Annotated in this window: 29 protein-coding genes and 6 pseudogenes; 12 read left to right on the plus strand and 23 right to left on the minus strand. The window is 69.7% G+C overall.

Going from position 1 to position 25,896, the window contains the following annotated elements:
- Window positions 1-4: 4 nt before the first annotated feature.
- Together ACFZDJ_RS51595 and ACFZDJ_RS51600 are read right to left on the minus strand one after the other, a co-directional pair.
- Window positions 5-282, minus strand: a pseudogene (locus ACFZDJ_RS51595) (IS630 family transposase); the annotation flags it as partial.
- A gap of 184 nt (window positions 283-466) precedes the next feature.
- Window positions 467-670: pseudogene (locus ACFZDJ_RS51600) on the minus strand (transposase); the annotation flags it as partial.
- A gap of 61 nt (window positions 671-731) precedes the next feature.
- Here ACFZDJ_RS51600 and ACFZDJ_RS51605 point away from each other — a divergent pair.
- The gene (locus ACFZDJ_RS51605; protein ID WP_391069983.1) at window positions 732-920 is read left to right on the plus strand and encodes a hypothetical protein; all 189 of its coding nucleotides are present in this window, start codon (window positions 732-734) and stop codon (window positions 918-920) included.
- Window positions 921-953: 33 nt separating this feature from the next.
- On the opposite strand, the gene ACFZDJ_RS51610 is transcribed toward ACFZDJ_RS51605, so the two are convergent.
- The 6 genes from ACFZDJ_RS51610 to ACFZDJ_RS51635 all read right to left on the minus strand — a co-directional run bounded on the left by ACFZDJ_RS51610 (window position 954) and on the right by ACFZDJ_RS51635 (window position 5,987).
- Window positions 954-1,559, minus strand: a complete 606-nt coding sequence (locus ACFZDJ_RS51610) for a hypothetical protein (RefSeq protein WP_391069985.1) — start codon at window positions 1,557-1,559, stop codon at window positions 954-956.
- Window positions 1,560-1,796: 237 nt separating this feature from the next.
- The gene (locus ACFZDJ_RS51615; RefSeq protein ID WP_391069987.1) at window positions 1,797-2,207 is read right to left on the minus strand and encodes a RacP protein; all 411 of its coding nucleotides are present in this window, start codon (window positions 2,205-2,207) and stop codon (window positions 1,797-1,799) included.
- A 3-nt stretch (window positions 2,208-2,210) separates the two neighbouring features.
- Entirely contained in the window at window positions 2,211-3,092 is an 882-nt protein-coding gene (locus ACFZDJ_RS51620) for a DUF6192 family protein (protein WP_391069989.1), read from the minus strand.
- A 565-nt stretch (window positions 3,093-3,657) separates the two neighbouring features.
- Window positions 3,658-4,023: a hypothetical protein gene (locus ACFZDJ_RS51625; protein ID WP_351435349.1), complete on the minus strand. Its 366-nt coding sequence runs from the start codon at window positions 4,021-4,023 to the stop codon at window positions 3,658-3,660.
- Between the two features lie 395 nt (window positions 4,024-4,418).
- Window positions 4,419-5,051, minus strand: coding sequence for a glyoxalase (locus ACFZDJ_RS51630; RefSeq protein ID WP_391069990.1), 633 nt, complete (start codon window positions 5,049-5,051; stop codon window positions 4,419-4,421).
- A 780-nt stretch (window positions 5,052-5,831) separates the two neighbouring features.
- Window positions 5,832-5,987, minus strand: coding sequence for a hypothetical protein (locus tag ACFZDJ_RS51635; protein ID WP_391069992.1), 156 nt, complete (start codon window positions 5,985-5,987; stop codon window positions 5,832-5,834).
- A gap of 59 nt (window positions 5,988-6,046) precedes the next feature.
- On the opposite strand from ACFZDJ_RS51635, the gene ACFZDJ_RS51640 reads away from it, so the two are divergent.
- Both ACFZDJ_RS51640 and ACFZDJ_RS51645 read left to right on the plus strand, forming a co-directional pair.
- Window positions 6,047-6,736 (plus strand): SDR family NAD(P)-dependent oxidoreductase, encoded by a 690-nt coding sequence (locus tag ACFZDJ_RS51640; protein WP_391069994.1) that lies wholly within the window; start codon window positions 6,047-6,049, stop codon window positions 6,734-6,736.
- Between the two features lie 216 nt (window positions 6,737-6,952).
- Window positions 6,953-7,420 carry a transposase family protein gene (locus ACFZDJ_RS51645; RefSeq protein ID WP_391070052.1) on the plus strand — a complete coding sequence of 156 codons (468 nt, stop codon included), beginning with the start codon at window positions 6,953-6,955 and terminating at the stop codon, window positions 7,418-7,420.
- Window positions 7,421-7,435: 15 nt separating this feature from the next.
- Here ACFZDJ_RS51645 and ACFZDJ_RS51650 read toward each other — a convergent pair whose 3' ends face one another.
- Complete coding sequence (locus ACFZDJ_RS51650) at window positions 7,436-10,210, minus strand: AAA family ATPase (RefSeq protein WP_391069996.1); 2,775 nt, start codon at window positions 10,208-10,210, stop codon at window positions 7,436-7,438.
- A 169-nt stretch (window positions 10,211-10,379) separates the two neighbouring features.
- On the opposite strand from ACFZDJ_RS51650, the gene ACFZDJ_RS51655 reads away from it, so the two are divergent.
- A complete protein-coding gene (locus tag ACFZDJ_RS51655; RefSeq protein WP_391069998.1) occupies window positions 10,380-11,246 on the plus strand; it encodes an alpha/beta fold hydrolase in 867 nt (288 codons plus the stop codon).
- Window positions 11,247-11,254: 8 nt separating this feature from the next.
- On the opposite strand, the gene ACFZDJ_RS51660 is transcribed toward ACFZDJ_RS51655, so the two are convergent.
- Window positions 11,255-11,476, minus strand: coding sequence for an alpha/beta fold hydrolase (locus ACFZDJ_RS51660; protein WP_391070000.1), 222 nt, complete (start codon window positions 11,474-11,476; stop codon window positions 11,255-11,257).
- Window positions 11,477-11,700: 224 nt separating this feature from the next.
- Between ACFZDJ_RS51660 and ACFZDJ_RS51665 the strand changes: the two genes are divergently transcribed.
- Window positions 11,701-12,582: an alpha/beta fold hydrolase gene (locus tag ACFZDJ_RS51665; protein WP_391070002.1), complete on the plus strand. Its 882-nt coding sequence runs from the start codon at window positions 11,701-11,703 to the stop codon at window positions 12,580-12,582.
- Window positions 12,579-13,217: a prolyl oligopeptidase family serine peptidase gene (locus ACFZDJ_RS51670; protein WP_391070004.1), complete on the plus strand. Its 639-nt coding sequence runs from the start codon at window positions 12,579-12,581 to the stop codon at window positions 13,215-13,217. The genes ACFZDJ_RS51665 and ACFZDJ_RS51670 overlap by 4 nt, the downstream gene beginning before the upstream one ends.
- 12 nt (window positions 13,218-13,229) lie before the next feature.
- Here the strand turns inward: ACFZDJ_RS51670 and ACFZDJ_RS51675 are convergent, their stop codons facing one another.
- Window positions 13,230-13,673 carry a hypothetical protein gene (locus ACFZDJ_RS51675; protein ID WP_168505983.1) on the minus strand — a complete coding sequence of 148 codons (444 nt, stop codon included), beginning with the start codon at window positions 13,671-13,673 and terminating at the stop codon, window positions 13,230-13,232.
- A 17-nt stretch (window positions 13,674-13,690) separates the two neighbouring features.
- On the minus strand, window positions 13,691-14,521 hold the full coding sequence (locus ACFZDJ_RS51680; protein WP_391070005.1) for an aldo/keto reductase: 831 nt from the start codon (window positions 14,519-14,521) through the stop codon (window positions 13,691-13,693).
- Between the two features lie 159 nt (window positions 14,522-14,680).
- On the opposite strand from ACFZDJ_RS51680, the gene ACFZDJ_RS51685 reads away from it, so the two are divergent.
- From ACFZDJ_RS51685 to ACFZDJ_RS51695, 3 genes and pseudogenes are all read left to right on the plus strand, one after another.
- Window positions 14,681-15,538, plus strand: coding sequence for an MBL fold metallo-hydrolase (locus ACFZDJ_RS51685; RefSeq protein WP_391070006.1), 858 nt, complete (start codon window positions 14,681-14,683; stop codon window positions 15,536-15,538).
- Between the two features lie 29 nt (window positions 15,539-15,567).
- Window positions 15,568-16,773 (plus strand): low temperature requirement protein A, encoded by a 1,206-nt coding sequence (locus tag ACFZDJ_RS51690; RefSeq protein ID WP_391070008.1) that lies wholly within the window; start codon window positions 15,568-15,570, stop codon window positions 16,771-16,773.
- A gap of 146 nt (window positions 16,774-16,919) precedes the next feature.
- Window positions 16,920-17,626, plus strand: a pseudogene (locus ACFZDJ_RS51695) (SDR family oxidoreductase).
- A gap of 54 nt (window positions 17,627-17,680) precedes the next feature.
- Here the strand turns inward: ACFZDJ_RS51695 and ACFZDJ_RS51700 are convergent.
- The 3 genes from ACFZDJ_RS51700 to ACFZDJ_RS51710 are packed head-to-tail and all read right to left on the minus strand — an operon-like array spanning window position 17,681 to window position 19,821.
- A complete protein-coding gene (locus tag ACFZDJ_RS51700; RefSeq protein WP_391070009.1) occupies window positions 17,681-18,364 on the minus strand; it encodes a hotdog domain-containing protein in 684 nt (227 codons plus the stop codon).
- 22 nt (window positions 18,365-18,386) lie between these two features.
- Window positions 18,387-19,397, minus strand: coding sequence for an alcohol dehydrogenase catalytic domain-containing protein (locus tag ACFZDJ_RS51705; protein ID WP_391070011.1), 1,011 nt, complete (start codon window positions 19,395-19,397; stop codon window positions 18,387-18,389).
- Entirely contained in the window at window positions 19,390-19,821 is a 432-nt protein-coding gene (locus ACFZDJ_RS51710) for a tautomerase family protein (protein WP_391070013.1), read from the minus strand. The genes ACFZDJ_RS51705 and ACFZDJ_RS51710 overlap by 8 nt, the downstream gene beginning before the upstream one ends.
- A 113-nt stretch (window positions 19,822-19,934) precedes the next feature.
- Here ACFZDJ_RS51710 and ACFZDJ_RS51715 point away from each other — a divergent pair, with 113 nt between their 5' ends.
- A complete protein-coding gene (locus ACFZDJ_RS51715; RefSeq protein ID WP_391070014.1) occupies window positions 19,935-20,525 on the plus strand; it encodes a TetR family transcriptional regulator C-terminal domain-containing protein in 591 nt (196 codons plus the stop codon).
- A 28-nt stretch (window positions 20,526-20,553) separates the two neighbouring features.
- Here ACFZDJ_RS51715 and ACFZDJ_RS51720 read toward each other — a convergent pair whose 3' ends face one another.
- Together ACFZDJ_RS51720 and ACFZDJ_RS51725 are read right to left on the minus strand one after the other, a co-directional pair.
- Window positions 20,554-21,030: a 4-oxalocrotonate tautomerase family protein gene (locus ACFZDJ_RS51720; RefSeq protein WP_391070016.1), complete on the minus strand. Its 477-nt coding sequence runs from the start codon at window positions 21,028-21,030 to the stop codon at window positions 20,554-20,556.
- Window positions 21,031-21,128: 98 nt separating this feature from the next.
- Entirely contained in the window at window positions 21,129-21,506 is a 378-nt protein-coding gene (locus ACFZDJ_RS51725) for an NAD(P)H-dependent oxidoreductase (protein WP_391070018.1), read from the minus strand.
- Between the two features lie 9 nt (window positions 21,507-21,515).
- On the opposite strand from ACFZDJ_RS51725, the pseudogene ACFZDJ_RS51730 reads away from it, so the two are divergent.
- Window positions 21,516-22,400, plus strand: a pseudogene (locus tag ACFZDJ_RS51730) (IS5 family transposase).
- Window positions 22,401-22,445: 45 nt separating this feature from the next.
- Here ACFZDJ_RS51730 and ACFZDJ_RS51735 read toward each other — a convergent pair.
- Window positions 22,446-22,841, minus strand: coding sequence for a contact-dependent growth inhibition system immunity protein (locus tag ACFZDJ_RS51735; protein ID WP_391070020.1), 396 nt, complete (start codon window positions 22,839-22,841; stop codon window positions 22,446-22,448).
- Window positions 22,842-22,926: 85 nt separating this feature from the next.
- Between ACFZDJ_RS51735 and ACFZDJ_RS51740 the strand changes: the two genes are divergently transcribed.
- Window positions 22,927-23,388, plus strand: coding sequence for a hypothetical protein (locus ACFZDJ_RS51740; RefSeq protein ID WP_391070022.1), 462 nt, complete (start codon window positions 22,927-22,929; stop codon window positions 23,386-23,388).
- Between the two features lie 215 nt (window positions 23,389-23,603).
- Here the strand turns inward: ACFZDJ_RS51740 and ACFZDJ_RS51745 are convergent.
- From ACFZDJ_RS51745 to ACFZDJ_RS51765, 5 genes and pseudogenes are all read right to left on the minus strand, one after another.
- Window positions 23,604-24,039, minus strand: a pseudogene (locus ACFZDJ_RS51745) (XdhC family protein); the annotation flags it as partial.
- A 15-nt stretch (window positions 24,040-24,054) separates the two neighbouring features.
- Window positions 24,055-24,327: pseudogene (locus ACFZDJ_RS51750) on the minus strand (xanthine dehydrogenase family protein molybdopterin-binding subunit); the annotation flags it as partial.
- A gap of 83 nt (window positions 24,328-24,410) precedes the next feature.
- Entirely contained in the window at window positions 24,411-24,797 is a 387-nt protein-coding gene (locus ACFZDJ_RS51755) for a winged helix-turn-helix transcriptional regulator (RefSeq protein ID WP_391070023.1), read from the minus strand.
- Window positions 24,794-24,997 (minus strand): hypothetical protein, encoded by a 204-nt coding sequence (locus ACFZDJ_RS51760; protein ID WP_391070025.1) that lies wholly within the window; start codon window positions 24,995-24,997, stop codon window positions 24,794-24,796. The genes ACFZDJ_RS51755 and ACFZDJ_RS51760 overlap by 4 nt, the downstream gene beginning before the upstream one ends.
- Before the next feature lie 180 nt (window positions 24,998-25,177).
- The gene (locus tag ACFZDJ_RS51765) at window positions 25,178-25,855 is read right to left on the minus strand and encodes an SDR family NAD(P)-dependent oxidoreductase (RefSeq protein WP_391070027.1); all 678 of its coding nucleotides are present in this window, start codon (window positions 25,853-25,855) and stop codon (window positions 25,178-25,180) included.
- Between the last annotated feature and the right edge of the window lie 41 nt (window positions 25,856-25,896).

A 25,896-nucleotide genomic window follows, 5' to 3' on the forward strand; every position in this document is an offset into this window, starting at 1 on the left:
TCGGTCAAGCCGCGATCTTGAGAGGGCGTCCGCCCCAGCGGATACCCTTCTCGCTGCGGATGCGGGCGCGTTCGCGGCGCTGAGCGGCTAGGACGTCGGGGTGACGGGCATGCTGGTTGCGCCAGCGCAGGTAGGCATGTAGGGCCCGGGTCTGGAACATGTGGTTGTGGTGGTTTGTGAAGCACAGCTCGACCCGGTTCTTCCGCGCCCAGCGCCGGATCGTCTCGCCCTTGTGGGCGGACAGGTTGTCCAGATGACGTAGATCGGGGCGCCGCCCGGGCGGCGCAGAAGCCCACATCCAATGCCTTCATCTCCCTCATGTCCCGCCGCCTGGCCCGGTCTCGCCGCCAGACCGAAGCGCTGCCAGCCACCCTCGCAGCCTCCTGAAGACCAAGCGCTGCCAATGCCGTTCGGAACGGCGACCGTCGACGCCCAACCGAACGGCAAACGGGAGTACCACAGCACTTCATAATGCCGTGACCTGCGAAAAGAGGATGTGACAATGGGCCATCAGCCGCTCATAGTCCCGTGCGTTGCGCCGGGCCCGCATCGTCCACGAGTTGCTCCTCTCCACCACCCACCTCTTGGGCAGCAGGACGAAGCCCTTGGCGTCCTTGGCGCGGGGGACGACCTTGATGGTGATGCCCAAGCGGGCCGCGTCGCGGTCCTGGACGTCGGCGCAGCGGCAGCGGATCGGTGAACTCATTGGACAGCTACGCGACTTCGACCAGATGGTTCCCGGCGAGTCCGTCCAGCATCTCACCACCAAGTACACCACCCTCAAGCACCGCGTCCACCAGCTCGCCCAGGAGCACCGCAAGCTCCAGGAACGACTCGAAGGCGCCCGCTCCAACCTCCGATTCACGGACAAGCGCATCGCCGACCTCGAGGTTCAGCTCCTCGAACGCGATCAAACCTGAGGCGGTAGCCACATCCCCAGGCGGATTGCCTGGTCAGTTCCGTCCGGCGGCCCTTCGGCCGATCTGTTCAAGGAACTCTTGGATGGATGATGCGAAGACCTCGAAATCGTCGAACCAGGAGGCTGTAATCGACCTCCAGACTCGTCCGCTGCCTGCCACTGCGAACAGATGGCCACCGCCATCACTGGCGAACACGATGGCAGGGGGCTCGTCGTCGATCTGGACAGATCCGTACTCGCGGAAGTGCTCGGCAACTGTCCAGGCTGGGTGGACGAAGTATCCGTGCTCGACATCAGGCAAGGAAACTTCGCAAATCACCCAGTAAAGGGTGGTCAGGTCAGAGGGAATCGGCGTCAGATCCACGAGTGCTGCCGTCGCCTTGTGGCTCTCATCCGTTGCGAGTGCGACGGCGTTCTCACCAGGCGTGAAACCGTGCGTCTTCAGAAACGACGACACCAAAGCCCTGAGCTCCGCAGAAGTCTGCTCGCACCAGCCTCGCAGCCACTCCGAGTCGAGCCGCTCACCAGACACGTTCATCCTCCTCGGCGCACCGCCGGCTCGGCATTCGCGAGCCTCGAAGAATCTACCGAAGGGCATCGCGGACATGACCGCGACGCATCGTCGCAGTTCAGAGCTCATCCGATGAGCTCCACGGTCGGCAAAGACGACGCGGCGCCGAGGCCATTTCTCCGGGGCCCCGTCCTTCGGCATCTGACAGGCGGGAGTCGGGAGGAGAGCTTTGAGCAGGGCCCATTCGAGGTCGCTGGTGCCGGAGGGGCAGCGGTAGCGGGGCAGCAGCATGACGGTCTGGGGCCGCGACCGGTGGATGGGGCCAACTGCGGGGCAGCCACGGCCCGTTGCCACTCGTGCTCCGGTTCACTCCAGGTTGGCCAGAAGCTGAAGGGTGGGCTCGATCGCCCCCAGCTGCGCCATGACCGTGCGGATGCAGGGGTCCTCGGGGGTCTTCTTCTGGTGCGGGAGGAGGGTCCCGGCGATGAAGTTGGCCACCCGGTGGTGGACGGTCTCGAAGAACGCCCATTCGTAGCCGGTCCACACCTCCGGCGCGTCATCCAGCATCCGATACCCCCATCTTGTGTCCCAGGTCACGGGCGGCAGGCCCTTCGCCACTGCGACCTTGCGCAGATGCGCGAGCCCGGTGTGGACCTGCGCGCGGGTGCGTTCGGTGGCGGACATCAGCTGGGTGATGGTCAGGCCGGCGGGACGGGCTTCCCGGAGGGCGCCGAGGATCGCTTCGGCGTGGACGTGAGCGGGGACTCCCCGCCCCATCGCCTACTCACCCGAGCCCTTCAGCAGCTTTTCCAGCTGCTCGGCGAGGTCGACCTCGCCGCGGGTGACGGCGTTCTCGATCCAGTCGGCCGCGGCGCGAACCCGGGCAAGGCCCCGGCAGACCGTCTCGCGTTCGCCGTCGTCGTAGTGCTCGCCGCGTAGGTTCGGCACGATCCTGTCCGCGGTGGTGGCGAACTGCGCGCAGGCCGCGACCAGATCCATGAACTGGTCGTTGTGCTCCATGCGGTGCGGCGGCGTGCCTGCTTTCTCCTGCGCGAACTGGGCCTGCTGGCGGAACCGGTCGAACTGGGCTTCATTAACGGCGTGCCGGGCCGTGTCATCGGCCATGGCCTTCGAAACGACCGCCGGACGGCGCAGGAAGTCGGTGGTCACCACCGCGGCGACCGCGTCGTCGGTGGCCAGGTCGTGGATCGCCTCCACCTTCTCCTGGACGCTCTCCGGGGAGTTGACCTTCCAGCCCACCACCCGCTTCGCGCTGTCGTGCGTCCACCTCGGCGGACCACCGCGGGGGCTGGGCGGGGGGTTGTTGACCGCCTCGAAACGCTCCTGCTCAGCGGGGATGCCGGCCAGGACCTTGTGGATGGCGTGCGAGACGTCCGCCCGTCGGCGCTCCTTCGGCCAGCGCGAGGACACCCACCGGTAACTACGGACCGTCCTACAGGCCAGGCCGACATCTTCGCCGAACATCCGGATGGCCTCGCTGACGGTGAACAGGTCGTCCTTCCCGGACGGATTCGCACCCCCGTACGAGCACATCGGCTCGATTTCCAGGGCCGCGTCACCGAGGCGCCACTGGGCGCTGCTCATCATGCCCACCCAGTCCCGCCCCAGCTTGACCAGCTCGTCGCAATGGTCCCGGGTCACACTGCCGACCATCGCGGACATCCGCACCCGCCCCCACAGGCATCCGGGCGCGGCATCCTTCGTGCCGCCAACTCGCTTCGAATACACGCCACTTGGCACCATCCGGCGCCCCGGAAGCGGTTGCCAGGGCGCACGGGCCCGGCGCGTGGAGTGGCCCTGCCTCGGCGGTGCGCGCTGTCTCACACCCCGCCCGGCTGCGTGCGCTGCCGGTGCCAGGCCCGTTTGCGGCAGGGGGAAGAGCAGTACCGTGCCGAGACGGGATGTTCCAACCCGATCGTCCAACTTGCGCCGCACTCCGGGTAGTTCGCCATCCTGGCGGCCTGGACCGCCTCGGTCCTGGCCCTCGTGCGCCGCAGCCAGTGCCAGTGCCGCGAACGGCAGGCCGAAGAACAGAACACCGCCGCCGCCTTCACCGACGGCATCAGCGGAACACCGCACCCACGGCACAACTGCGGCCCGCCATCCTGCTCCGCGTCCACGACCAGCCGCAGCCGGGGAACACCGCCCCTACCCGTGCTCGCCACCGTACGAAGCGAAAATGACCGCCGGAAGTCCCCCATACGGGTCAGGCGCGGTCCGTCAGCTCCTCGGCGAACACCTGCGACAGAGGCTGCGGTCCCACGTATTGCTGGCAGTTGCACTGGCCGGCCTCGTATCGCAGCGGCTTCTTGTTCTCGTCCCAGGCCGTCGGCACCTCGACGCGTTCGTGGCACCGGCCCTGCTTGTCGTGCTTGGCGAGATGGTGCGTGCATCCGCACACCGGCTCCGGCGGCTTGTGCACCGCTTCGATGGCCAAACGTTCCTGCTTCGCTGCCTCCAACAACTGCAACTTCCGCTCATGCCGATTGCGCAGCGCGGTGCGGACGTTGTCGGCTGCCCACGCGAAGCCACCCGTCCAGAAGATGATGAGAACCCACCAGAACCAGTCCACCAACCGCCCCTTCCCCGTGTCCTGCTGCCGGTCAGCATAGACGGCTCTTCCAAGGCGCCTTCGCCTCGTCATGGAGGCCTCAGACACAGCTCCTAAGGAGTTCGCCGTGTTGCAGGCGACGGTGTCGTCCCCGGACCAGCGGGGGTGGCTCGCCGCCGATCAGGGCGTGCCCGCATCCAGCAGGTCGTCCCCGCACCAGCGGGGGTGGCTCGCCGCCGATCAGGGCGTGCCCGCATCCAGCAGGTCGTCCTCGCGACCGCGGGGGTAGCTCGCTCGCACCGGTCGAGGTCGACCGCACGGCGGGGTCGTCCTCGCGCCTGCGGGGGTGGTTCCGACCAGCGCACCGGGGCGCATGTCCTGTCTGAGTGCTGTCCCGTAAACGGAGGTGGCTCGGCTCAGGCGGTGGCGGTCAGGGGAGCAGTGGCTTCCCAGACGAACCCGTCCGGGTCGCTGAATGGGCTGGCGGCGCTGGAGAGCACGAGCCGGTGCGATCCGGTGCCGTCGGCGGGGACACCCGCATCCTTGGCGAGAGCGCGGCGCTTGTACAGAGCCAGTTTGACGGGGCCCGACCCGGTGGCGAACTCGACGTACTTGCCGCCGAAGCTTTTACCCACAGTGAGGCCCTGCTCGACGTAGAACTGCTTGCTGGCCTTCACGTCCTCGACGCCCAGCAGGAGCACGAGCTCGTCGAAGTCCCGGGTGATCGGGCCCGTGTCCTTCTTCGTCGACGTCGCGATCTTCCAGATCGTGCCGTCCGGGGCCTGAACGACGCCGCCGTAGCCCCACAGTGACTTCGAGGTGGGTTTGAGGGCGGTGGCGCCGGCGTCGAGGGCGGCACCGACGAGGGCGTCGACGTTGCCCGGCTGGGACACCACGAGCGACAGGGTGAAACCGCGGAAGCCGGTCGATGGGGCTTCGATGGCGCGCAGGCGCACTTGCGACGAGTCCAGTCCGAAGGCGGTGGAGTAGAAACGGGCGGCGGCCGTGGTGTCGGCCACCTCAAGGGTGACGGAGTCGATGGAGTTCATGTCTTCGACGGTAGCGGCGGTCGGGTCACCGATGCTTCTCGAAAACTGCCCAGTCTGGCGGTCCGGGGCCACGGGCCTGAGTGGCCCTCCGACCGCCGCCCCGCCCACCCGAGCCGTGGTCGGCGTCGAGCAGCCGGGCTGGTACGGCGCGCCCCGGCCGCGAGGAGGCTGGCCGCCGCGGGAACCCACCTGGTGACGGCGTCCGACCTGAGGTTCGGGGCGCAGCGGATGCGGTGCACGTCGCGGACGTCGGCGGCCACTGCGGGGAACGCGGAGGTGGTGCCTCTGGCGCCCGTGCATGCGGCCGGCGTGAGGGTCCGGCTGGTGGAGCAGTCCCTCCCCGGGGACGGATCCGACTTCCGGGCCGGTGTCCAGTCCGTCACCCTCGCCGGGTGACAGACGGCGAACGACAGGTCAGTCCACGGTTCGGAGATCATTACGGGACAGCACTCGAGTAGTCCCTGCGCCCGCTGGGTCAACTCGGCGGCCGCAGGGCGTGAAGGACGCTGGGGTCGCATCATCCACGCGCTCGCGGGAGTAGCTCGAAGGCCCGGGACGGCATCGACACCGCCGGGCTGTCGTACCGCGCCCGCGGGGGGCAGCTCGATGTTCCTGAGGAAATACCCGAGACCGTCCCCGTCGTCCCCCGCGCCTGCGGGGGTCGCTCGCCGAGCGCACCCGCCGGGACGAGCCCGTGGTAGTCGTCCCGGCACCTGCGGGGGTAGCGCCGGCAGCAACGGCACCGACTCCGGCTGCTTACGACATGGTCCGCGATTGAGGTCAGGACGTGCCGGCCTGACGGATCGGCTGGTGGGTGATCAGCAGGCCGCCTGTCAGGCGAGCGCTCGGCTTGCGGCGGGTCGGCCGACGGGCGGAGCGGTCCGAGACCAGTGAAGCGATCGCACGATGGGCCTCGGCGCCCTGGTCGAGCCGCATCGCGGACCGCGTTGTAAACCTCTGGTCGATCGCATCATCCCGGAGGGAAGCTGTGCCCCATGACGACAACCTTGATCACCGGGGCCAACAAAGGCCTCGGCCACGAGACCGCCCGCCGCCTCATCGCCGCGGGCCACACCGTCTACATGGGAGCGCGCAATATCGAGCGGGGCTCGGCGGCCGCGGCCGAGCTCGGCGCCCGGTTCGTGCAACTCGATGTCACCGACGATGCGTCGGTCGCTGCCGCGGTGGCCACCATCGAGGCCGACGGCGACCTGGACGTCTTGGTCAACAACGCCGGAATCGAGGTGCGGTCGCCGGGAGGCGACATCATCGGCGCCGCGGAGCTGACCGCCGACGTGATGCGGGAGGTGTTCGAGACCAACGTCTTCGGCCTGGTCCGGGTGACCCATGCCTTCCTGCCACTGCTGGAACGCTCCTCCGCCCCGGTCGTGGTCAATGTCAGCAGCAGCCTGGCCTCGCTGGTCCAGGCCGGCAAGGGGTATCCGGGGGTCGCCTACCCGGCCTCCAAGACCGCGGTCAACATGCTCACCGTGCAGTTCGCCAAGGCGTTCCCGCGGATGCGGATCAACGCCGTGGAGCCCGGCTACACCGCGACGGACCTGAACCGGCACGAGGGCACACAGACCGTCGAGCAGGGCACCGAGATTATCGTTCGGATGGCTCAGCTGGGGCCTGACGGCCCGACCGGCGGCTACTTCGACGCGGCGGGCCCTCTGCCCTGGTAGGCGACGAGGTTGGCGACGAGATCCGCGATGCTGCTCGACCAGGGCCGTGACGTGACAACGGCCGTACAGGCTCTTCGAGTGTGACCAAGAAGTGGGCCGTGCGGCCTCGACCCATCCTGCCTTCTGCGACGTCCCGCTGCGCACTCTGGCCGACGTGTCCGCCTACGCCGAGGCCGACGTGTCCGCCTACGCCGAGGCCGAGGGATCCGGCTACGGATCGACGGCGCCGAGACCCAGGTCCGCCGCCCCAAGGCCAACCGGCCCGGACGGCGGGCCTTCGTTTCCGGCAAGAAGAAGCAGAACACCATCAAGACCACCACCATCAGCGACGGCCAGGGACGCCTGCTGTGGTCGGGCGCGGACCGCCCGGGCCGGATGCACGACCAGACCGCGATGCGCACCGAGGGCATCGCCGAGCAACTCCGGCTCCGCCCGAAGGCGACAGCCGAGGTCGACGAGGGTTACCGGGGCTCCAGCGCTACACCGGCCGACGCGAGGACTACGCCGAGACCCATCGCGCGATCGCTTCACTGGTCTCGGACCGCTCCGCCCGTCCGCCGACCCGCCGCAAGCCGAGCACCGTGTACTGGTTCTCGCCTGGCGGGCTGCCTGCCTGCTGATCACCCACCAACCGACCCGTCAGGCCGGCACGTCCTGACCTCAATCGTGTTTCCTGCGCCCTGATCCGCCGGACAGGCCCTAGCGGCCGGCCCGTGGCGTGATCTGCTGGTCGATGATGTCGCGGAGTTGGCGACGGCCGGCGATGCCGAGCTTGGGGTAGGAACGGTACAGGTGTGAGGCGACGGTGCGGGGGGACAGGAACAGACGGTCGGCGATCTCGCCGTTGGTCAGGCCGTGTCCGGCGAGGATGACGATCTCGCGCTGTTGAGCGGTGAGGCCGTCCAGCGCGCCCGGGGCGCCCTGCGGGGCTTGCACCGTTACGCCGCAGGCACGCAGCTCGGATTCCGCGCGCCGGGTCCACGGTGCCGCGCCCAGACGGCGGAACGTTTCCAGGGCGGTCACGAGGATGGGCTTGGCGTCGTTGATCCGTCGCTGCCGACGCAACCATTCCCCGTAGTCCAGCTGAAGCTGGGCCCGTTCGAACGGCCATGTGTCTCCGGCGGGATCGGCCAGGGGTGCGGCGAAGTGGGCTTCGGCGTTGTCGGGCCCGGCGAGCAGTCCCCGGGCGCGGGCCGTGAGTTGTTCCAGGCGCGGCCCGGGCGCGGGGTCCACGCGAGCCAGCGCGCGCTCCAGCAACGTACGCGCTTCGAGGTGCCGTTCGGCGCGCACCGCCGCAGCGGCGAGGTCGGCGACGGCGAGGTACGAGAAGTGATGGTGCAGGGGTGTGCCGTCGGCGGAGAAGAGCCGGCTGAGCTGCGCGTACGCGGTCACGTAGTTGCCCTGGGCCAGCGCGGCGAGACCTGCCGTCTGCCAGATCCTGGCGGCGAACCCGCGGTATTCGCAGGTGTCTACGGCGGCGCGCACGCGGGCCAGCAGCGGTGCCACCTGGTCGTGTTCGCCGCGCATGGCCGCCACGATGGCCGTGGTGAGGTCGGCCGAGCCCGCGACGGTTTCCATCTTGTAGGCGGCGGCGATGTCGCCCGCCTCTCGGGCGGCGGCGAGTGCGTCGTCCCAGCGCCCGCTGTCGACGCATGCCCATTCCAGTGCCGACAGCACGCCGCCGCTGGCACCGCGGACGCCCGGGGCGCGCAGCCGGCTGAGTGCTTCGCGCAGCACCCTGACCGCCAGTTCGGTTTCGTCCAGGACCCAGGCCGCCGCGCCGAACGTACCCGGGTCCGAGAGGGATCCTCCCGCTGTGCGCCGCAGGCGGGGGACGATGTCGGCTCTTTCGCCGAACGGGTCCGTGCAGGCCTGGATCCAGATCCGGTACTCGTCGGCGCGGCCGGCGGGCCAGTCATCGGCCGACGGCGGTGGGCCGCCCCGGGAGTCGAGCAGGTCGAGGGCGGCACGTGCCTTGGCGCAGACTTCGGGGAGTCCGGTCTGGTGGGCGACCGTGGCGGCCATCCAGGCGGCCTGCCACGCGATGGCCGGTAGCCTCGGGGAGGCCTCGGCGGCGACGGACAGGAGTGTGTCGAACGCGTCGGCGTTGCGGTTGGACCACAGCAGGGACCAGCCGATGTCCAGCCGGGCGGCGATGCGCAGGTCCGGGTCGGAGGTCAGCGTGAGTACCTTGCCCGCCAGTTCGCGTACCCAGTCGGCCTGTCCGGCGGGCAGGGCGAGTTCGGCGGCGGCCAGCAGTCGCCGGGCCTTGTCGGGTTCGCCGGGGCTGAGCTCGGCGGCGCGTTCGAGGGCGCGTGCCGCCGCGGCGGCGCCGCCGCGGCGCTGTGCCTGGGCCGCGCTGTCTTCGAGCAGCGCGGCCAGGTGCTCGTCGGGTTCCAGGGCGGCGGCCGCCAGGTGCCAGGCGTGGCGGTCGGGCTGGTCGCGGAGCGCGTCGGCGACCTGTCGGTGCGCCGCGGCCCGCTCGGCGAAGGGCGCGGCATGATAGACGGCCGACCGGGTGAGCGGATGGGCGAACCGCGGGCCCGGCGTGTCCAGTCGGATCAGGCCCGCCGCTTCTGCCGGGGCAAGGGCGTCGGCGGAAAGCCCTGGTACCGCCGTGGTCAGGTCCGGGCTGTCGGCGGCCGCGGCGAGCAGCAGCGCGGATCGGGCCGCCGGGGGCAGAGTGACGTACTGGGCGGCCATGAGGGCGGTCAGTTGCCCGGTCAACGGCAGCGGCTCGGCGGTCCATCGGCGCCCCGCGTCGGGATCCGTGGCGATCACCCTGGCCAGCTCGATCAGTGCCAGTGGGTTGCCGACCGCCTGGGTCAGCACCTGTTCACGCAGCCGACCGTGCGGCGGGCGCGGTTGCGCGTCCAGGAGCAGGCCCGCGTCCGGCCGGGTGAGTGGTTGCAGCAGGAGCTGCGGCAGGTCCCGCTCGAGACCGGCGGGAGGTACGTTCCCGCGGGCGCCGGCCAGCAGCACGAGCTGCTCCGATTCCAGGCGGCGGGCGGCGAAGGCGAGCGCGTCGAGGGAGGCACGGTCCAGCCATTGCGTGTCGTCGGCTGCCACCAGCAGCGGCTGCTCGTCGGACAGCTCGGACAGCAGGGTGAGTACGGCGATCCCGGTGAGCAGGGCGTCGGGCGGCGCGGGGTCGTCGGAGAGCCCGAACGCACCGCGCAGCGCCTCGGCCTGGCGGGTCGGCAGGCGGGCCACACGGTCCAGCGCCGGGCGCAGCAGTTGGTACAGCCCGGCGAACGCCAGGTCCTGCTCCGACTCCCTGCCGGTGGTCGCCAGCACCCGCATCCCCGCCGCCTTGGCCTCGCGCGCGGCTTCGGCCAGCAGGACGGTCTTGCCCAGACCCGGATCGCCCAGGAGCAGCAGAACGTGGCTTTCCTTGTGGGGCGGAGCGATCAGTTCCCGCAGCAGGGACAGCTCCTGCCGCCGCCCGATCACGTTCGTGTCCTTGCGGGTCATCGCGGAAACGCCACCCTCACCCGGCCAAAGAGAGGCCCGCACACAGCCAAGGTGATCCGGTCGCGCAAAGCCGTGTGCAGTCAGGTTGCGGATACCGGACGGCCGCTGCGCGGCACAGGGTTGAGTGTATGGATGCTGTCCCCTGCGCGCGACGGAACGCGGTTTCGTGATGCCGTATGTCATGGTCGGCCGGGAGAACACCGGTGACATCCGGATCCACTACGAGGACCACGGCGCGGGCCCGCCCGTCGTCCTGGTCCACGGCTATCTCGCCGACGGACGCTCGTGGGAGAAGCAGGAAGCGGCTCTGCTCACGGCCGGGTACCGCGTCATCAGCTACGACCGGCGCGGCGGCGGCGACTCGGGCAGGCCGGCGGTGGGCTACGACTACGACACGCTGGCCGCGGACCTGAACGTACTGCTGGAAGTCCTGGATGTGCTGGACGCGGTGCTCGTCGGCTGCTGCTCCGGCACCGGGGAACTGACCCGGTACCTGGGAACGTACGGGCAGCGGCGGGTCCGCGGCGCGGCGCTGCTGGCGCCTCTGCCGCCGTTCCTGCCCCGGTCCGACGCCAACCCGGAGGGCATCGCCCCGGGCGTCCTCGACGCCTTCCTCGGCGAGCTGTCCGCCGACCGCCCGGCGGCGATCAAGGCCTACCTGGACCGGTACTACAACATCGACTACTACAACACCGACTACCGCAACACCGACCTGCTCGGCGGGAGCCGGGTGAGCGACCAGGCGTGGCAGAACAGCTTCCATGTCGCGCTCCGGGTGTCCGCGGTCGCGGCCCTGGGCTGCGCGGTCGCTTGGCGGGAGGACTTCCGCGACGACGTCGCCCGCATCACGATCCCCGTCCTGATCGTCCAGGGCGCTCAGGACAGGGTCATGCCGCCCGGCGCGACCGGGAACCGCCTGGCCGTGATGCTGGCCGACGCCCGCCTCGCGGTGATCCCGGACGGCGGGCACGCGATCATCTGGACGCACGCCGCCCAGGTCAACCAACTGCTCGTCGGCTTTCTGCAAGCCCTGTAACGCGTACGTCAGTCGGCGAGGAACTCCAGCAGAGCCTGGCTGACCGCTTCGTGGTGCGTCCAGCAGATGTTGTGCGGGCCGCCCTCGACGCTGACCAGCCTGAGATCCGCGACCAAGGCGGACAGTCGTCCTGCCGTGGCCTCGAACGCCTGGCCGTCGACACCCTCGGGATTGTCGGCCGCCTTCAGCAGAAACGGCGGGACCGTCCCGATCAGCACCGCCTTGTCCACCCAGCCGGGGCCGTACGTGCCCGGTGCCCATCGAGAACCCGTAGAGCACCACGCCGGTCGTAGCCGGTCGTGGGCTCGCTCGACGGGCCGAACCCCGCCGGTCGTAGGTGATCACCCGGTACCCGGCGGCCGGTATCCGCAACCCGACTGCACCTCCCCCGCGGCGGCCCGGTGCAGTCAACATGCGGATTCCGCCGCCGCGCCGCGGCTGATTCGCTCGGGTCATGGAGCTCAACTCGTACTCAGGTCTGCCGAACGAGCGGGTCAAGGCCGCGAACGGCATCGACTACGCGTACCGCGACACCGGCCCGACGGACGACGGCGCCGGTGTGCCGCTGGTCCTTCTCCAGCACTTCCGTGGAAACCTCGACAACTGGGATCCGGCGCTGATCGACGCGCTGGCACCGGCCCGGCGTGTCATCGCCTTCGACAACGCCGGAGTCGGCGGCTCCAGCGGGACGACTCCGAACACCGCGGACCAGATGGCACACGACGCCATCGCCTTCATCGAGGCGATCGGGGCCCTGGGCCTCGGCCAGGGCCCAGTCGATGTACTGGGATTCTCCCTCGGCAGCTTCGTCGCGCAGCAGATCGCCCTGACCAGGCCGGCGCTCGTCAGAAGGCTGGTCCTCGCCTCGTCGGCGCCGCAGGGCGCCGACGGCATGCACGGCTGGGCCCCTGAGGTCATCGACGCTGTCGGCAACCCTGAAACCAGCCCCGAGGAATACTTGAGCGTCTTCTTCACCGGCTCCCCGGCAAGCCTGCAGGCCGGCCGGCAAACCCTGCAGCGGATCTACGGCGCCCGGGGCGAAGACCGGGACACGGCGACCAACTGGGCGACCCGCGAGGCGCAGTACGACGCCGTATGCACGTGGGGGATCCCCGATCACGCGAAGCTCCAGCGGCTCAGCGGCCTGAGGATGCCCGTGTTCGTGGCGAACGGCGACAGCGACCCGATGATCCTGCCGCACTACTCCCACCTGCTCGCGGGTCTGATCCCGCAGGCCCGCGTGAAGATCTATCCTGACTCGGCGCACGGGTTCCTGTTCCAGCACCACGCGGAATTCGCCGCGGACGTCGACGCCTTCCTCGGCGGCCCTCGATGACCGGCACCCACATGATCGTTCTGCCCGGCGGCGGGTACGCCGAACACGCTTCGCACGAGGCCGAGCCGGTGGTGGACTGGCTCGGCGACATAGGCGTGCGGGCGAGCGTGTTCCGCTATCCGCTCCGCGCCCGGCACCCGGAGCCGCTCAACGCGCTGCGCGCCGAGATCCGCCGTCGGCGGGCGGCCGGCGCACAGCGCATCGGTCTCATCGGGTTCTCCGCGGGAGGTCATCTGGCCGGGCTGGCCGCCCTCGCGCCGGGCGCCGGGCCCGATGGGGCGGTGGACTTCGCCGTGCTCGGTTACGCCATCACGTCGATGGAGACCGAGACCTACCGTCCGGCTCGGGTGATCCTTCTCGGCGAGGACGCCGGCCCCGGGCTGCGCCGGTCGACATCGCTGGATTCACTGGTCACGCCCCAGTCGCCGCCGTTCTTCGTCTGGCACACCGCGGAGGACCCTTATGTCCCCGCCGAACACACCTACCGCCTTGCCGCGGCGCTCGCGGCCGGCCAAGTCCCCCACGCCGTGCACGTGTTCGCCCACGGCCCGCACAGCCTCGGCCTCGCCCGGAGCGCCGGCGAGGCCGCGATATGGACCACGCTGGCGGAAGCCTGGATCCACGAACAGGCGTGACCGTCGCCTACGTCACTGGTCCCCGGCCATCGCCTGCAGCTCAGCGATCTGCTTGCGCGCCGCGGCGACGAGTTCGTCGTTGGTGTGCGCGTGACCGCCCAGCCCCCATCCACCGGGCACGGCCTCGGTCAACAGCACCCAGGTGCGGTCCGCGAGTGTCGGGTCGCCGGCGGCCTCCGCGACCATGCCGGTGAACCGGCTCACCACCGCGATCTGTTTGTCGCGGTCGAGAGCACCCGCGTTGGTCAGCACCTGCACGCGTACGTAGGTGGACGCGCCGTCGACGTTCGACAGGTCGCCTGCCGGCAACTCGTGGATGAAGGCGGCGGTGTTCTGGCGGAACATCGGGATGTCCGGAACCTCCTCGATGGCCATCAGGGTGGCAGCGAGGTCCTTGGCGAGCTGGTGCCCGTCCGTGAATGTGCCCGCTGTGGCGTACACGTCGATCATTGGCATTGCGTACTCCTTTGGTGTTACCACCACTTGGCTTCGAGCGCGCGGTCGGTGCCGCCGGTCCGGTCGAGCGCGTCGAGTTCGGCCATGTCCTCGGCCGACAGGGTGAAGTCGTGGATCTGTGCGTTCTCGTGGATGCGGTCGCGGTGCGTTGATTTCGCCACGACCACGAGTGCGTGCTGCAGGCCCCAGCGCAGTAGCACCTGTGCCGGTGTCCGGCCCGTCCGTCGGGCGATCCTGGCCACGGTGGTGTCGTCGACGTACTGGCCGGTGCCCAGCGGGCTGTAGGCCTCGACAGCGACGTCGAACCGGCCGCAGGCGTCCAGGAGCGCCCGTCGACGGTGCCGCGGGTTGAACAGGATCTGGTTGACGGCGGGCGGAACTGTTCCCGCGGCGATCACGGCCTCGAGTTCGGCCGCGTCGTAGTTGGAGACCCCGATGGAACGGGCCAGTCCCCGCTCCTGGGCACGTTCCATGCCGGCCCAGGCCCGGGTCGGGCCGCCCTCGGGCCAGTGGACCAGGTAGAGGTCGATCTGCTCCAGGCCGAGACGACGAAGGCTGCCTTCCGCCTGGGCGACCGGATCGTTGCCCCGCGGATGGAACTTCGTGGTGATGAACACCTGGTCGCGCGGTACGCCGCTGTCGCGGAGGGCGCGGCCGACGCTTTCCTCGTTGCCGTATGCCTGAGCCGTGTCGATATGCCGGTAACCGGCGTCGAGCGCCCAGCGGACGGCGTTGACGCACTCACGCCCGGCCGGCACCTGCCAGACGCCGAGGCCGAGCACCGGCACCTGGTTCCCGTCCGCCAGCAGGCGCGCGCCGCCCCCGGATGTGGCTGCGTTCAGATTCATGAGCACCAGCATCCGGCAACGCACCGAGGGGTGGTATCAGCAACATGACTGCAACCGGCCGCGGCTCGGGCCCGCAGTGCAGTCAACATGCTGATACTCCGCCGCCGTCCCCCAGGGTGACCATGAGGTCCAGCTGAGTCAGCGATGCCGGAGAAGACGATGAGCCGTGACTTTGACGTGTTCGTGGTGGATCCCAAGCCGATCCCGAGTGCGGTACCGGGATTCGAGGAGGCGGTGGGCCCGGCGACCTGGCCGCCGTCCACGTCGACGCTGATCGGCGATGACGACGGTGCCGTGCTGATCGACTGCCTCATCACCGTGCGAGAGGCCCGGGAGCTGGCGGCGTGGGTGAAGTCCCACGACCGCGAGCCCGAGTACGTGTACATCACCCATCCGCACGCCGACCACCTCCTCGGGCTGCCAGAGATCCTGGCGGCGTTCCCGCGGGCGAGGCCGGTGGCCCTGGCCGAGTCCATCCCCGCGATGGAGGAGCAGATCTCAGCGGGGTACATGCAGATCTGGGGCGGGTTCTTCCCCGGCCAGTTGACGGGCAAGCCTGTCGCGCCCGGGCCGCTGAACGGCCGCACGATCCCGATCGGAGGCTCCTCGGCCACGGTGATCCCGGTCGGGACCAGCGACACCGTGCGTTCCAGCGTCGTCCATGTCCCGGAGCTGAGCCTGGTCGTCTCCGGTGACGTCGTCTACAACCGGACGCACATGTGGCTGATGGGATCGACACCGGAGTCCCGGGCCGACTGGGCGCGGGCGCTGGACGCCGTGGCGGCGCTGGACGCCGACACCCTGATCGCCGGCCACCGCGATCCACGGGCCCCCGACGACGACGCCCGCCGCCAGATCGACGAAAGCCGCCGCTACCTGGCCGATTTCGAGACGGCGCTGGAACGCAGCTCCGCACCGGGCGAGCTCATCGACCGGATGACGGCCGCCCATCCCGAGCTGGCGAACCCCTACACACTGTGGGTCGCGGCCCACGACCTGCTCGGCAGCGGAACCTGACACAGACAGCCAGGACGGATCGCCGAACCATGCCCGGGGAGACCACAGAAGCGGTCGGCCTGGAACCGGCCGCGGAAGGCCGCGGCACGCGGGTGCTGAACCTACGCAGAATGACGGCCCGCCGGACCGACGAGGCGTACCGGTCCTCCACCCCGCTGGAACTGTTCTTCGACCTCTGTTTCGTCGCCGCCGTCGCGCAGGCCGCCTCCCATCTGCATCACGACCTGAGCGGCGGGCACCTCGGCCATGCCGTGGGCAACTACCTCTGGGTGTTCTTCGCGATCTGGTGGGCCTGGGGGAACTTCACCTGGTTCGCCTCCGCGTACGACAACGACGACGACCCCTATCGCCTGCTGACCATGGTGCAGATCGCCGGGGCGCTGACCTTGGCCGCCGGCGTACCCCGGGCCTTCGAGTCCGGCGACTATCTCGTCATCACCCTCGGCTACGTGATCCTGCGGCTGGCCATGGTCATGCAGTGGCTGCGGGCGGCCAGGGCCGATCCGCAGCGGCGCACGACCGCCCTGCGGTACGCCGTCGGCTACGCCCTGGTACAGGCCGGATGGATCGCTCGCCTCGCCTTCGACCCGCCGACGTACCTTTACGTCGGGCTGGCGGTGGCCGTGGGCGAGTTGCTGGTCCCGATCTGGGCCGAGCGGGCGCGGGTGACGACCTTTCACCCGGAGCACATCACCGAGCGGTTCGGGCTGTTCACCATGATCGTGCTCGGCGAGGCGGTGCTGGCCGCGACCAGCGCCGTGCAGACCGCGGCCGACTCGCGCGACGGCACCGACGTCGACCTGCTGGTCCTGGCCGGCAGCGGTCTACTGCTCGTCTTCAGCCTGTGGTGGCTCTACTTCGACCGGACCACCCAGCGCATGCTGCGCTCCATGCCCACGACGATCATCTGGGGCTACGGCCACTACCTCGTCTTCGCCTCGACCGCGGCGATCGGCGCCGGACTCGCCGTCGCCGTCGACGCCCTCATCGGCCATGCGCACGTCACACACCTGCAGCAGGGCTTGGCTGTCGGCATACCCCTCGCCGCCTGGATCGCGACGGTCTGGTGGCTGCGCGTAGGCCCGCCGCTGCGCGGTCCCGCCGTCGCGGCCTCACCCATGGCCGCGGCTCTGGTGCTGGCCGCGGCCTGGACCTCCGCGGCCGTGCCCCTGATGGCCGTGATCACCGCGGCGCTGGCGGCGGTGACGACCTGGGCCGTGCGGCGGACAGACTGATCACTCGACACCAGGACGCACTTCGTTCTCTGACGGCGCGCGTCCGCGACACTCCTGCCGGGACCACACGTACGCAACCGCAACGCCGCTTCAACAGCTGATCTCGGCACGGCCGTGTCGCGGTCATCACCGGAGCCTCCAGCGGCATGGGCGAGGCGACGGCCGAGCACCTGACCGCGCTGGGCGCCCACGTCGTCGTCCTGGCGCGTCGCGCGAACCGGCTGAGCGACCTGGTGCCCGGATCGAGAAGAGCGGGGGCCAGGCCCTCGCCCTGGCCGTCGACGTCGCCGACACCGCGGCCGGGCAGTCTGCCGCCGACCAGGTGGCAGCCGAGCTGGGCGGCACCGACCTGCTCTTCAACAACGCGGGCGTCATGCTCTTCAACCCGGCCGAGGCGCCGGCGGTGGGCTCGTGGCAGCGTGAGATCGACATCAACGTGAAGGGCCTGACGAACGTCATCGCCGCGTTCACGCCCCAGCTGGTGCGGGCCGCCGCCGAGCGCGGAGTGGCCGACCTGATCAACACCTCGTCGGTCGCGGCCCAGTCCGTCCCTCCGGCCTTCGCCGTCTACGCCGGGACCAAGGCGTACGTCTCCCACCTGTCCCGCAACCTGTGGGCCGAACTGGGTGCGAAGAAGGTGCGGGTCTCGGTGATCGAGCCGGGCCTGGTCGACACCGAACTGCAGAACCACGTCGGCGGCGATGAGGTCCGCGCGGCTCTGGAGGGCGCCAAGCAGCTGCTGGAGTGGCTCACGCCGCAGGACATCGCCGAGACCGTCGGCTTCGTCGCGCGCCTCCCGCCCCGGGTGAACCTCCCGCACATCACCGTCATGCCCACCGGCCAGCCCGCCTGACAGGCCGCCGTCGCGGGCTGCCGCCCACTACGGGCGGCAGCCCTCGGCATCAGATCAGGGCGTGTTCGGGAACAGGGCGCGGGCCCGGTCGGGGTCGGGTGCGACGAAGACCCCGTCCGCGGTGACCAGGCTCACCGACGGGTCGACCGCGGCGCTGATCGAGCCGGCCACGAAGATCTTGCGGTCCTCGATGCCCGCGACGCGGGCGTGGACCCGCAGCGGGGTCTCCAGGGGGACGGGCCGCCGGTAACGCATCCGCAGGGAGACGGTCATGGCGGGCGTTCCGGCCGCGTAGCAGGCCCAGCCCATCAGTTCGTCCAGCAGCATGGCGCTCATGCCGCCGTGCACATAGCCGGGCGGGCCTTCGTGGGCGATGCCGAGGGTGCAGTGACCGACGACGCCGTCGCCGTCCGGCGTCACCCGCATGGGCGGGGCGAGCGGGCTGCCGGGCCCGGTGACGGGGCTGTACATCCGTACCCCGCCGGGGAACTCGTCCACCGCCGGGATCTCCGCCCGTGCCCGCCGCCGGCCGGTCAGCTGCCCCGTGAGCCGACGGACTTCGTCCGTCATGCGGTGCAGCACCTCGGGCGGGGTCGCGGTGCGTACGGTGGCGTCCACCAGAGCCCGCAGTTCACGGCCGAGCGCGGCGATCGCCGCCCACTGGTGGTCCAGTTCCTCTCCTGTGGGTCGTACGGGGTCGGGGGTAGTCGTCAGGGAGTCGGTCGGTACTGGGTTCATCAGGTTTCTCGGTCGGGACGTGTCAGCCGTCGGCGCGGACGAACACGGGCTTGAGGTGCTTCTCGGGCAGCGCGTCCGGGAGTTGCTCCCAGTCGAGGACGTGGGACACGACCCGGGCGGGGTCGACCCTGCCGGAGAGGGCCAGGTCGAGGGCGTCAGGAATGTGGTCGCGGACGTTGTCACGGGCGACGCGCAGCGTGACGCCGGTGAGGTACATGTCGAGCAGGGGCAGCTCGCCGGGCCGGAAGTGGTTGCCGGCGGACTCGCAGATGCCTTCCGGGGCAAGGGACTTGACGGTCAGGGCGAGCTGGTCGACGCGTCCGGTGGCCTCGACGGCGATGTCGAAGCCGTGCCGGACGGGCTTGAGCGTCTCCGCGGTACGGGCGCCGAAGTCCTCGGCGAGCTTGCGGTGTTCGGCTTTCGGGTCGACGTAGAGGACGTCGGAGGCGCCGAGCGCACGGGCGATGTCGCACACGTACAGACCGATGCTGCCGCGCGCGACGACCAGCACGCGCGCGCCGGGCTTGTTCCTCAGGTGAGGTGCGACCAGCCGCCAGGACAGCGACCAGTTGTCGCCGGCGGAGGCCATGGCGACCGGGTCGAGGCCGTCCGGCAGCGGTACGAGCATGGCGTCCGCGTAGGGCACGCGGACCAGGTCGGAGAAGAGTCCGCCCCAACTGCCGCCGATGGGTGCGCCGTACATGGCCATGTGCGGTACGGCCGTGCAGTGCGCGGTGAGTCCGGCGCGGCAGTGGTCGCAGGTTCCGCAGTTGATGGACCAGGGAACGACCACTAGGTCGCCGGGGGACACGCCGGTCACCGAGTCGCCCGTCTCGACGACCTCGGCGACGCACTCGTGGCCCAGGGCGAACGGCGGGTCGATGAAGCCGTGTCCGGCCAGGATCGCGGTGTCGACGTCGCAGGAGGTCGCCGCCACCGGGGCGACGATCGCCTCCTGGCCGGACCCCAGCTTCGGGTCGGGTGCCTCGCGCCACTCGACGGCGTTGCGGGCGACGTAGGTCAGTTCACGCATCGGCCCGCTGCCCCTTCGCGAGCGCCACCAGGTCGGCGTAGCGGATGACGGAGCCGCCCGCGCCCCAGGTGCCGTCGGGCTGCTCGTGCACCAGCACCCATACCCGCAGGGCGTCCTCCTGGGACAGCCCGGCCGCCGCGAGGACCGTCTTGGTGGCGTCCTCGACCAGACCGGCCTTGCGCCGCTCGGACAACGCGCCCTGCGGAACCGTCACCTCCACGAGGAAGCGTGGCGCCTCGTCCTCGGCCGTGGTCTGCGCTCCCTCGGGCAGCTCGGCGAGGTAGCTCCACGCCTGGGCCCGGAAGAACGCGGTGTCGGGCGCCCCCTCCCAACGCAGCAGTACGGCGGCCAGGTCGCGTTGGACGGTCTTGCGACCCTCCTCGGTCAGGGCGCCGGACGGGACGGTGAGCCGGATCATCGGCATGACGAAGTCTCCTCTCGTGCTCCACGCACGCTCTATGACGACTGTTATAGGCGGAGGTCACGCTAGACTATGACGAGCGTTATAGCCAGAGGGGTCCAGACGGGAGCACGATCGTGGCCAAGTCCAGCGCGCCGTCGCGCGAGCGCATCCTGATCGGCGCCGCCGACCTGATCAGCAGGCGCGGCCTGAGCGCCGCCAGCATCCGGGAGCTGGCGAAACACGCCAAGGCGCCGCTCGGCTCCACCTACCACTACTTCCCCGAGGGCAAGCAGCAACTGGCCACCGAGGCGGTGCGGTACGCGGGCGGAACGGTCGCCCGCGTACTGCGCAAGGAGTTGGAGGCGGGCCCGGTCGCCGGATTGCGGGCCTTCCTGGCCCTGTGGCGCGGCATCGTCGTCGACAGCGACTTCCGGGCCGGCTGTCCGGTGCTGGCCGTCTCGGTCGAGGAGCCGCCGGCCGGCGAGATCCCGCCGGCGCTGCTCGCCGCCGCCGAGATGTTCGAGGACTGGGAGCGGCTGCTCGCCGACGCGCTGCGTGAACACGGCGTCGCACCCGAGCAGGGTCAGGGGCTGGCGGCCCTCGTCGTGGCGGCCGTCGAGGGCGCCACCGCCATGTGCCGCGCCAAGCGCAGCGCGCAACCCCTGGACCAGGTCGCGCAGCAGCTCGAAGGGCTGATCGCCGGGGCGCTCGGCCCTTCGAGCTGACGGTTCGGTCGACCGCGCGGTCCGGGCCTCACGCGCCGATCGCGGCTCGAATCATCTTGGCCTTCTCCTCGGTGAACACACCGCTGGCCAGGAGGGCGAGGATGGAGGCGACGCCACCGCTGGAGCCCCAGCTGCCTTCGTCGATGACCCGGAAGTTGACCCACCAGGCCGGCGACGGCGCCGGCAGCCCGCACGCGTCGGCGAGTGCGACCAGGAGGCGCTCGATGACCTCGGCCCGCACCTCCGGGCGCCAGTCGCCGTCCATCACCGCCACATCGACCAGCATGACGTCGAGTTCCTGGCCGATGTCGGCCAGCAGCCGTCCGCCGATCGCCATCATGTCCGGCTCCCGCTCCACGAAGTGCACCTGGAACCCGATCCGGGCGGCCGGCGCGAACTGGCCGACCTCGGGCACGAGTACCGCATCCGTCAGCGTCTCGGCCAGCTTGCGGCGCTGCCCCTGATCCAGACGCCCCTTGGAGCTGTTCACGGTGATGACGGTCACGGCTGCCTCCTATATCGATCGTCATAACCGACCCTACACTGCACGTATAACGAGTGTCATAAAGGTTGTCCGGGGAGGGGAGCCGCCACCCACCCCCGTCATGACATCGCTTGTGCCAGACCTGCGATCTTCTTGACATTCGAGGAGTACTCGGCCGCTGCCGCCCTGACCACGGTGTCGAGTTCGTCCAGCTGATCCATCGGCAGATAGAAGCCGCGACCGGGAACGACGGCGCCCAGCTCGACGAGGAGAGGAGCGAGGGTGTGGGTCGCTCCCATGGCGTGGCCGGAGTCCGCACCCGTGCGCAAAGGGACGGCGACAACCCCTGCCAGACCATTCGCCGGATACCTGTCCAGGAAACACTTCAGCAGTCCGGTATAGGTGGCCTTGTAGGTCGGCAAAGCGAACACCACCAGATCGCCGGCGGCGACTTCCGCGTTGAGAGCGGCCATCTTCTCTGAGGCCGCGTTTGACATCAGCCGTGCCTGTGCGCTGAAGCGGCCGTTGAGCTGCGCGTGAGTGGTGTTGGGAGCGGCTATCCGTCGGATCTGACGGACGAACAGTGGGTGTTGGTGGAGCCGTTGCTGCCGCCGGCACGGGTAGGGCCAAGGGGCGGGCGTCGGGAGAAGCACCCACGTCGGCGGATCGTGGACGCAATCTTCTATGTGGTGCGGACCGGGTGCGCCGGGCGGCAGCTGCCGAAGGACTTCCCGCCCTGGCCCACTGTGTACTGGTACTTCACCTGGTGGCACGACGACGGCACCGTCGAGCACGTCCACGACGTCCTCCGCGGCCGGGTCCGTGAGGCTGACGGCCGAAACGCCGAGCCAAGCGCAGGGCTGATCGACTCGTAGTCTGTCCGCACCGCCGACACCGTCCCGGCAGCGACCAGGGGCTTCGATGCGGGCAAGAAAGTCAAGGGCCGCAAGAGGTTCCTGGTCACCGACACCCTCGGTCTGCTCGTCGCTATCCATGTCGTCGCGGCCAGCGTCCAGGATCGGGATGGCGCAAAGCGGCCGCTGCTGTGGGCCCGACTGGACCATCCGCAGATTCGCAAGATCTGGGCGGACCAAGGCTTCGCCGGCCGCCTGGTCGACTGGACGACCCAGATCCTCGGCCGCGAGCTGGACATCGTCCGCAAGGAGCCCGGCCAGCGCGGCTTCGAGGTCCAGCCCAAGCGCTGGGCGATCGAGCGCACCTTTTCGTGGCTCACCGCCCATCGCCGCCTCGCCCGGGACTACGAGACCAGCCCGGCCCGCTCCGAAACCATGATCCGCTGGGCAATGATCGGCATCATGGTCCGCCGCCTCACCCGCGGCCGACCAGCGACGCGGCCAGGCCCGCGCCCGCTTCTGCGAAAAGTTTCATAGATACGCCGGTCCGCCCACCCATGGGCAACATCCCGCATCAGCGCTCTACGAAGTCATGAACCGCTCAACCTTCTGCTGCAGGTCAGGTGGCAGGTCGGTCAACTCCGCGACGATCACGCGAAGCTCTCGACCGAGTCCGGAAGACTCAGTCCAGACCGCTGGGTTCCTGGTGAGGACTGCTGACAGTAGATCACCTTCGTACATGTCCCCCTCTGCCATCGGGCTGTCCCGCAGCACCTCCAGTGCCAGCGGCAGGAGATAGGGCAGTCCAATGTCCTGGCCGATCAACAAACGCATGTCCTCGACGGTCAGCTCGCCGATCGGTCGAAGCCGCAAGGCGTGCGCCGTAGCGACAAGACGGGTGGCGTCGGCCGACGGGGCTGGCCAGCGGTCGCGTTCAAGCTCTTCAAGGGAGCGGTCACGGTTCAGGGGACGGATCACCGCCCGATTGTCCTACGAGGAGATCTCAAACGCGGTCTTATGCGTTACTGGCACGGCCCGAAACGCGCGCTGAAGGGGCCAGACGGTGATCACTGTGGCAAGTAGTGGCAAGGCATTGAGAGCAACCGACAGCACGGCAACCGAAGTTCTCCCAGTCGACGTCGAGACTATTTCGGAAAGCACCGAGGCAGCCCTCTCCATGCGGATGGCCACCTCCACCCGCAAGGACTTGAACGCTTCCCTGCCGGAGATCGTCGGGCACCTCGACCTCCTACTCGGTGAGGATCTGGGGGCCGACGAGGACGAGGGCGTACGAGAGTTGTTCCGCAAGGGTTACCGGCTCCTCGACTTGCAGAACCGTCCGACCGCGGAGACTCCGTCGTTCGGCACCTTCATCTACCTCCGGGATGCCGCCGACGTCACGCGAAGGCTTCTGTGGATCTACACACAGCGCCACGGGCTTGGTGCCTCGTCACGACGGTCGCGGTCGTCGTCGATGAACGCAATCGCGTCCTGTCCCTACGGCACGAAGGCACCTTCGCGCTAGCCGAAGCGGAGCCGGAAGATCAGGACGACTCTCTCGGAGGGGCGGCCCTGCGTCTGCACGCGCAGCGGCCTGGATTCCCCCGCGGAGATCGGTATCTCGTCGATCCGCGTCCGCCTTCACGGCCACCTGGCCGGCGTCACGTGAGACCCCGCAAGCAACAACTCGCCTACATGACAAGCCTCTTAGTTCTCGGCGGTTCGATCCTCCTAGCCACTGTCGCCGAGCACGCTCAGGGTGGCGCCGAGGAGTCCGTCGGGGCCGTCGACGACCCGTGCCCCGGCGGCGGGACGCCCCTCGGGCACCTCGGCGAGGGCCGCACCGAGATGCGGCTGCTCCGCCGGATCGACGCGCTGCACGAGAACGTCGAGTTCGCCGCCGCAGGTCAGGCCGACCGCGAAGGCATCCTCGTCGGAGTAGCCGAACCATGCGCGTTGTGGGGTGCCCCGGTCTCGCAGCACCTCTGCACAGCTCGTACACCGCCCCTTCGACGCAGCCGCCGGAGATGCTGCCGACTGCATCGCCGTCCCCCTCCACCGCGACCGACGTACCGGCCGGGAGGGGTGCACTGCCGGTGACGTCGACGACGGTGGCCAGAGCGAAGGGGCGTTCCTCGCGGCACCAGTGGTGCAGTGTGTCCGCGATGTTCAGCATGGGCGTTTCTCCAATTCAGAGCAACGACTCAGCTGTGATGGACAGTTGACGGACCCGGCAGCCGGTGGCGTTGCCGATCGCTGCCGCCACACCCACCTGGACGACCTCGCCGAGCGCGTTGCCGTCGTTGTCCTCGCCGTCTTCCAGGGATCGCCCTGACCTCGGGGATGTCGGCATTCACGGGCACGAGGTAGTCGGCCGTGCCGATGCCGCCCGCGATGCCGCCGATCGCCTGGCTCTCGGCGAGCTGGGGCTGATGACCCGGCCCGCGTCGTAGACGCCGACCAGCTACTGGGAAGAGGCATCCTGGCAGACGCACGCTGACCGCCGAGTAGGGCGCGACGGCTTGCCGCCTCCCTGGACGTACGGCTTCAGCAGCCGGTCGGCCGACTCGGCTCCGGCAGATGGGCCTTCGCCCACTGTGCGAGCTCCTTGAGCGCAGGCTCCAATGCCGCGCCCGCTTCTGTTAGTTGGTAGGACACCCGCAGGGGCGGCCCCTTGTCCACCTCGCGCACGACGAGTTCCGTGGCGGCAAGCTCGGTCAGGCGGTTGGCGAGCATGCGCTCGCTGATTCCGGGGATCGCGCGGCGCAGGTCGGCGAAGTACGTCGGTCCCGTGATCAGCACGGACATGATGGGGCCGTTCCAGCGCTTTCCTAGGAGTTGGAAGACGCGTGTGATGCCCTCGTCGACCTGTGTACGGGTCTCCGCATCGTGACAGGCTGCGCTGTCGCGGGCCCGGTGCGTCGGCCGATTCATACACCGAGGCCGTGGCGCAGCGCCGCGGTCATGTCGGCGAGGATGCGTGGGTCGAGCGCCGACTCGGAGATGGGTCCTCCGTGCAGGTACTCGGCGCGTGCGGGTGCGGGTGTGGCGTGGAAGGGCCCATGGGCGGTGTGCCGGCCGCCCTCGCCAAAACAGCGGTCCCAACTCGTCCGTGTGGCAAGGCGGTTCAACATACGAACCGACTCCGCATCCGGCGTGCGCAGTGCTCGGACGTCGGAACGTGGCCCGCTCGGGAGTGGTGAAAGCCACGGTGTGATCTCGCGGTCGCACGCATAGGTCATAGGCGCCTCCTCGGCGGCAGATGCTGGGACGGCTTGGGGCGTCGTGCGCCTGGCAGGACGATCAGTCGTGGGTCAGCCTCTGAATATTCGCTCGGCCTGGTCCCGGTTGGCGGTGTGCAAGTCCCAGTAGATGGGCGCGAGTTGGTCGGCCGTTGCCTGCGGCTGGCCGTAGAAGGTGGGGGTGCCGATCGTCACGTCGAGGCCGATGTGGGCGGCCTGGATACCGGTGTCGGCAAGCTCCTTGTGCAGGTTGATCACCCAGTTGCGCAGTGCGGCCGTGGCTGTGTCGATGTTGACGGTCGGCGGTTGGGGGTTGGTGGAGCCCGCGCCAGTGGTGAACAGCAGCGTGCCGGTGCCGGCCTCCCGCATCGCGGGCAACACCGCCTTGGTGGCGGCGATGGCGCCGTAGAGGTGAAACTCGATCTCGTGCTGCACGTGCACGAGATCGGCCTCGGCCGGGGTGCTCATCGCGCTGGTGTCGAGCCCGGCCAGCGGGGAGTATTCCAGGACGTCGATCCCGCCGAACTGTGCGGCCGCGTCCTTGAGCGCCTGAGTGAGGGCGTCACGGTCCAGTACGTCCGCGGGGAACGCGGCGGCGGCGATGCCCTCGGCGGTGAGCGTGCCGACGAGGTCGTCGAGCTTGGTGCGGTTGCGGGAGATCAGGGCGACGTCGTAGCCCTGGGAGCCGAAGGTACGGGCGATGGCCAGACCCAGCTGGGGGCCGGCTCCGACAATGGCGATGCTGGTCACAGTGATCCTTTCGTAGAACGCCGTCGAGGAGGCACGAGCGG

The organism is Streptomyces sp. NPDC007896 (assembly GCF_042959425.1).
Taxonomy (GTDB): domain Bacteria; phylum Actinomycetota; class Actinomycetes; order Streptomycetales; family Streptomycetaceae; genus Streptomyces.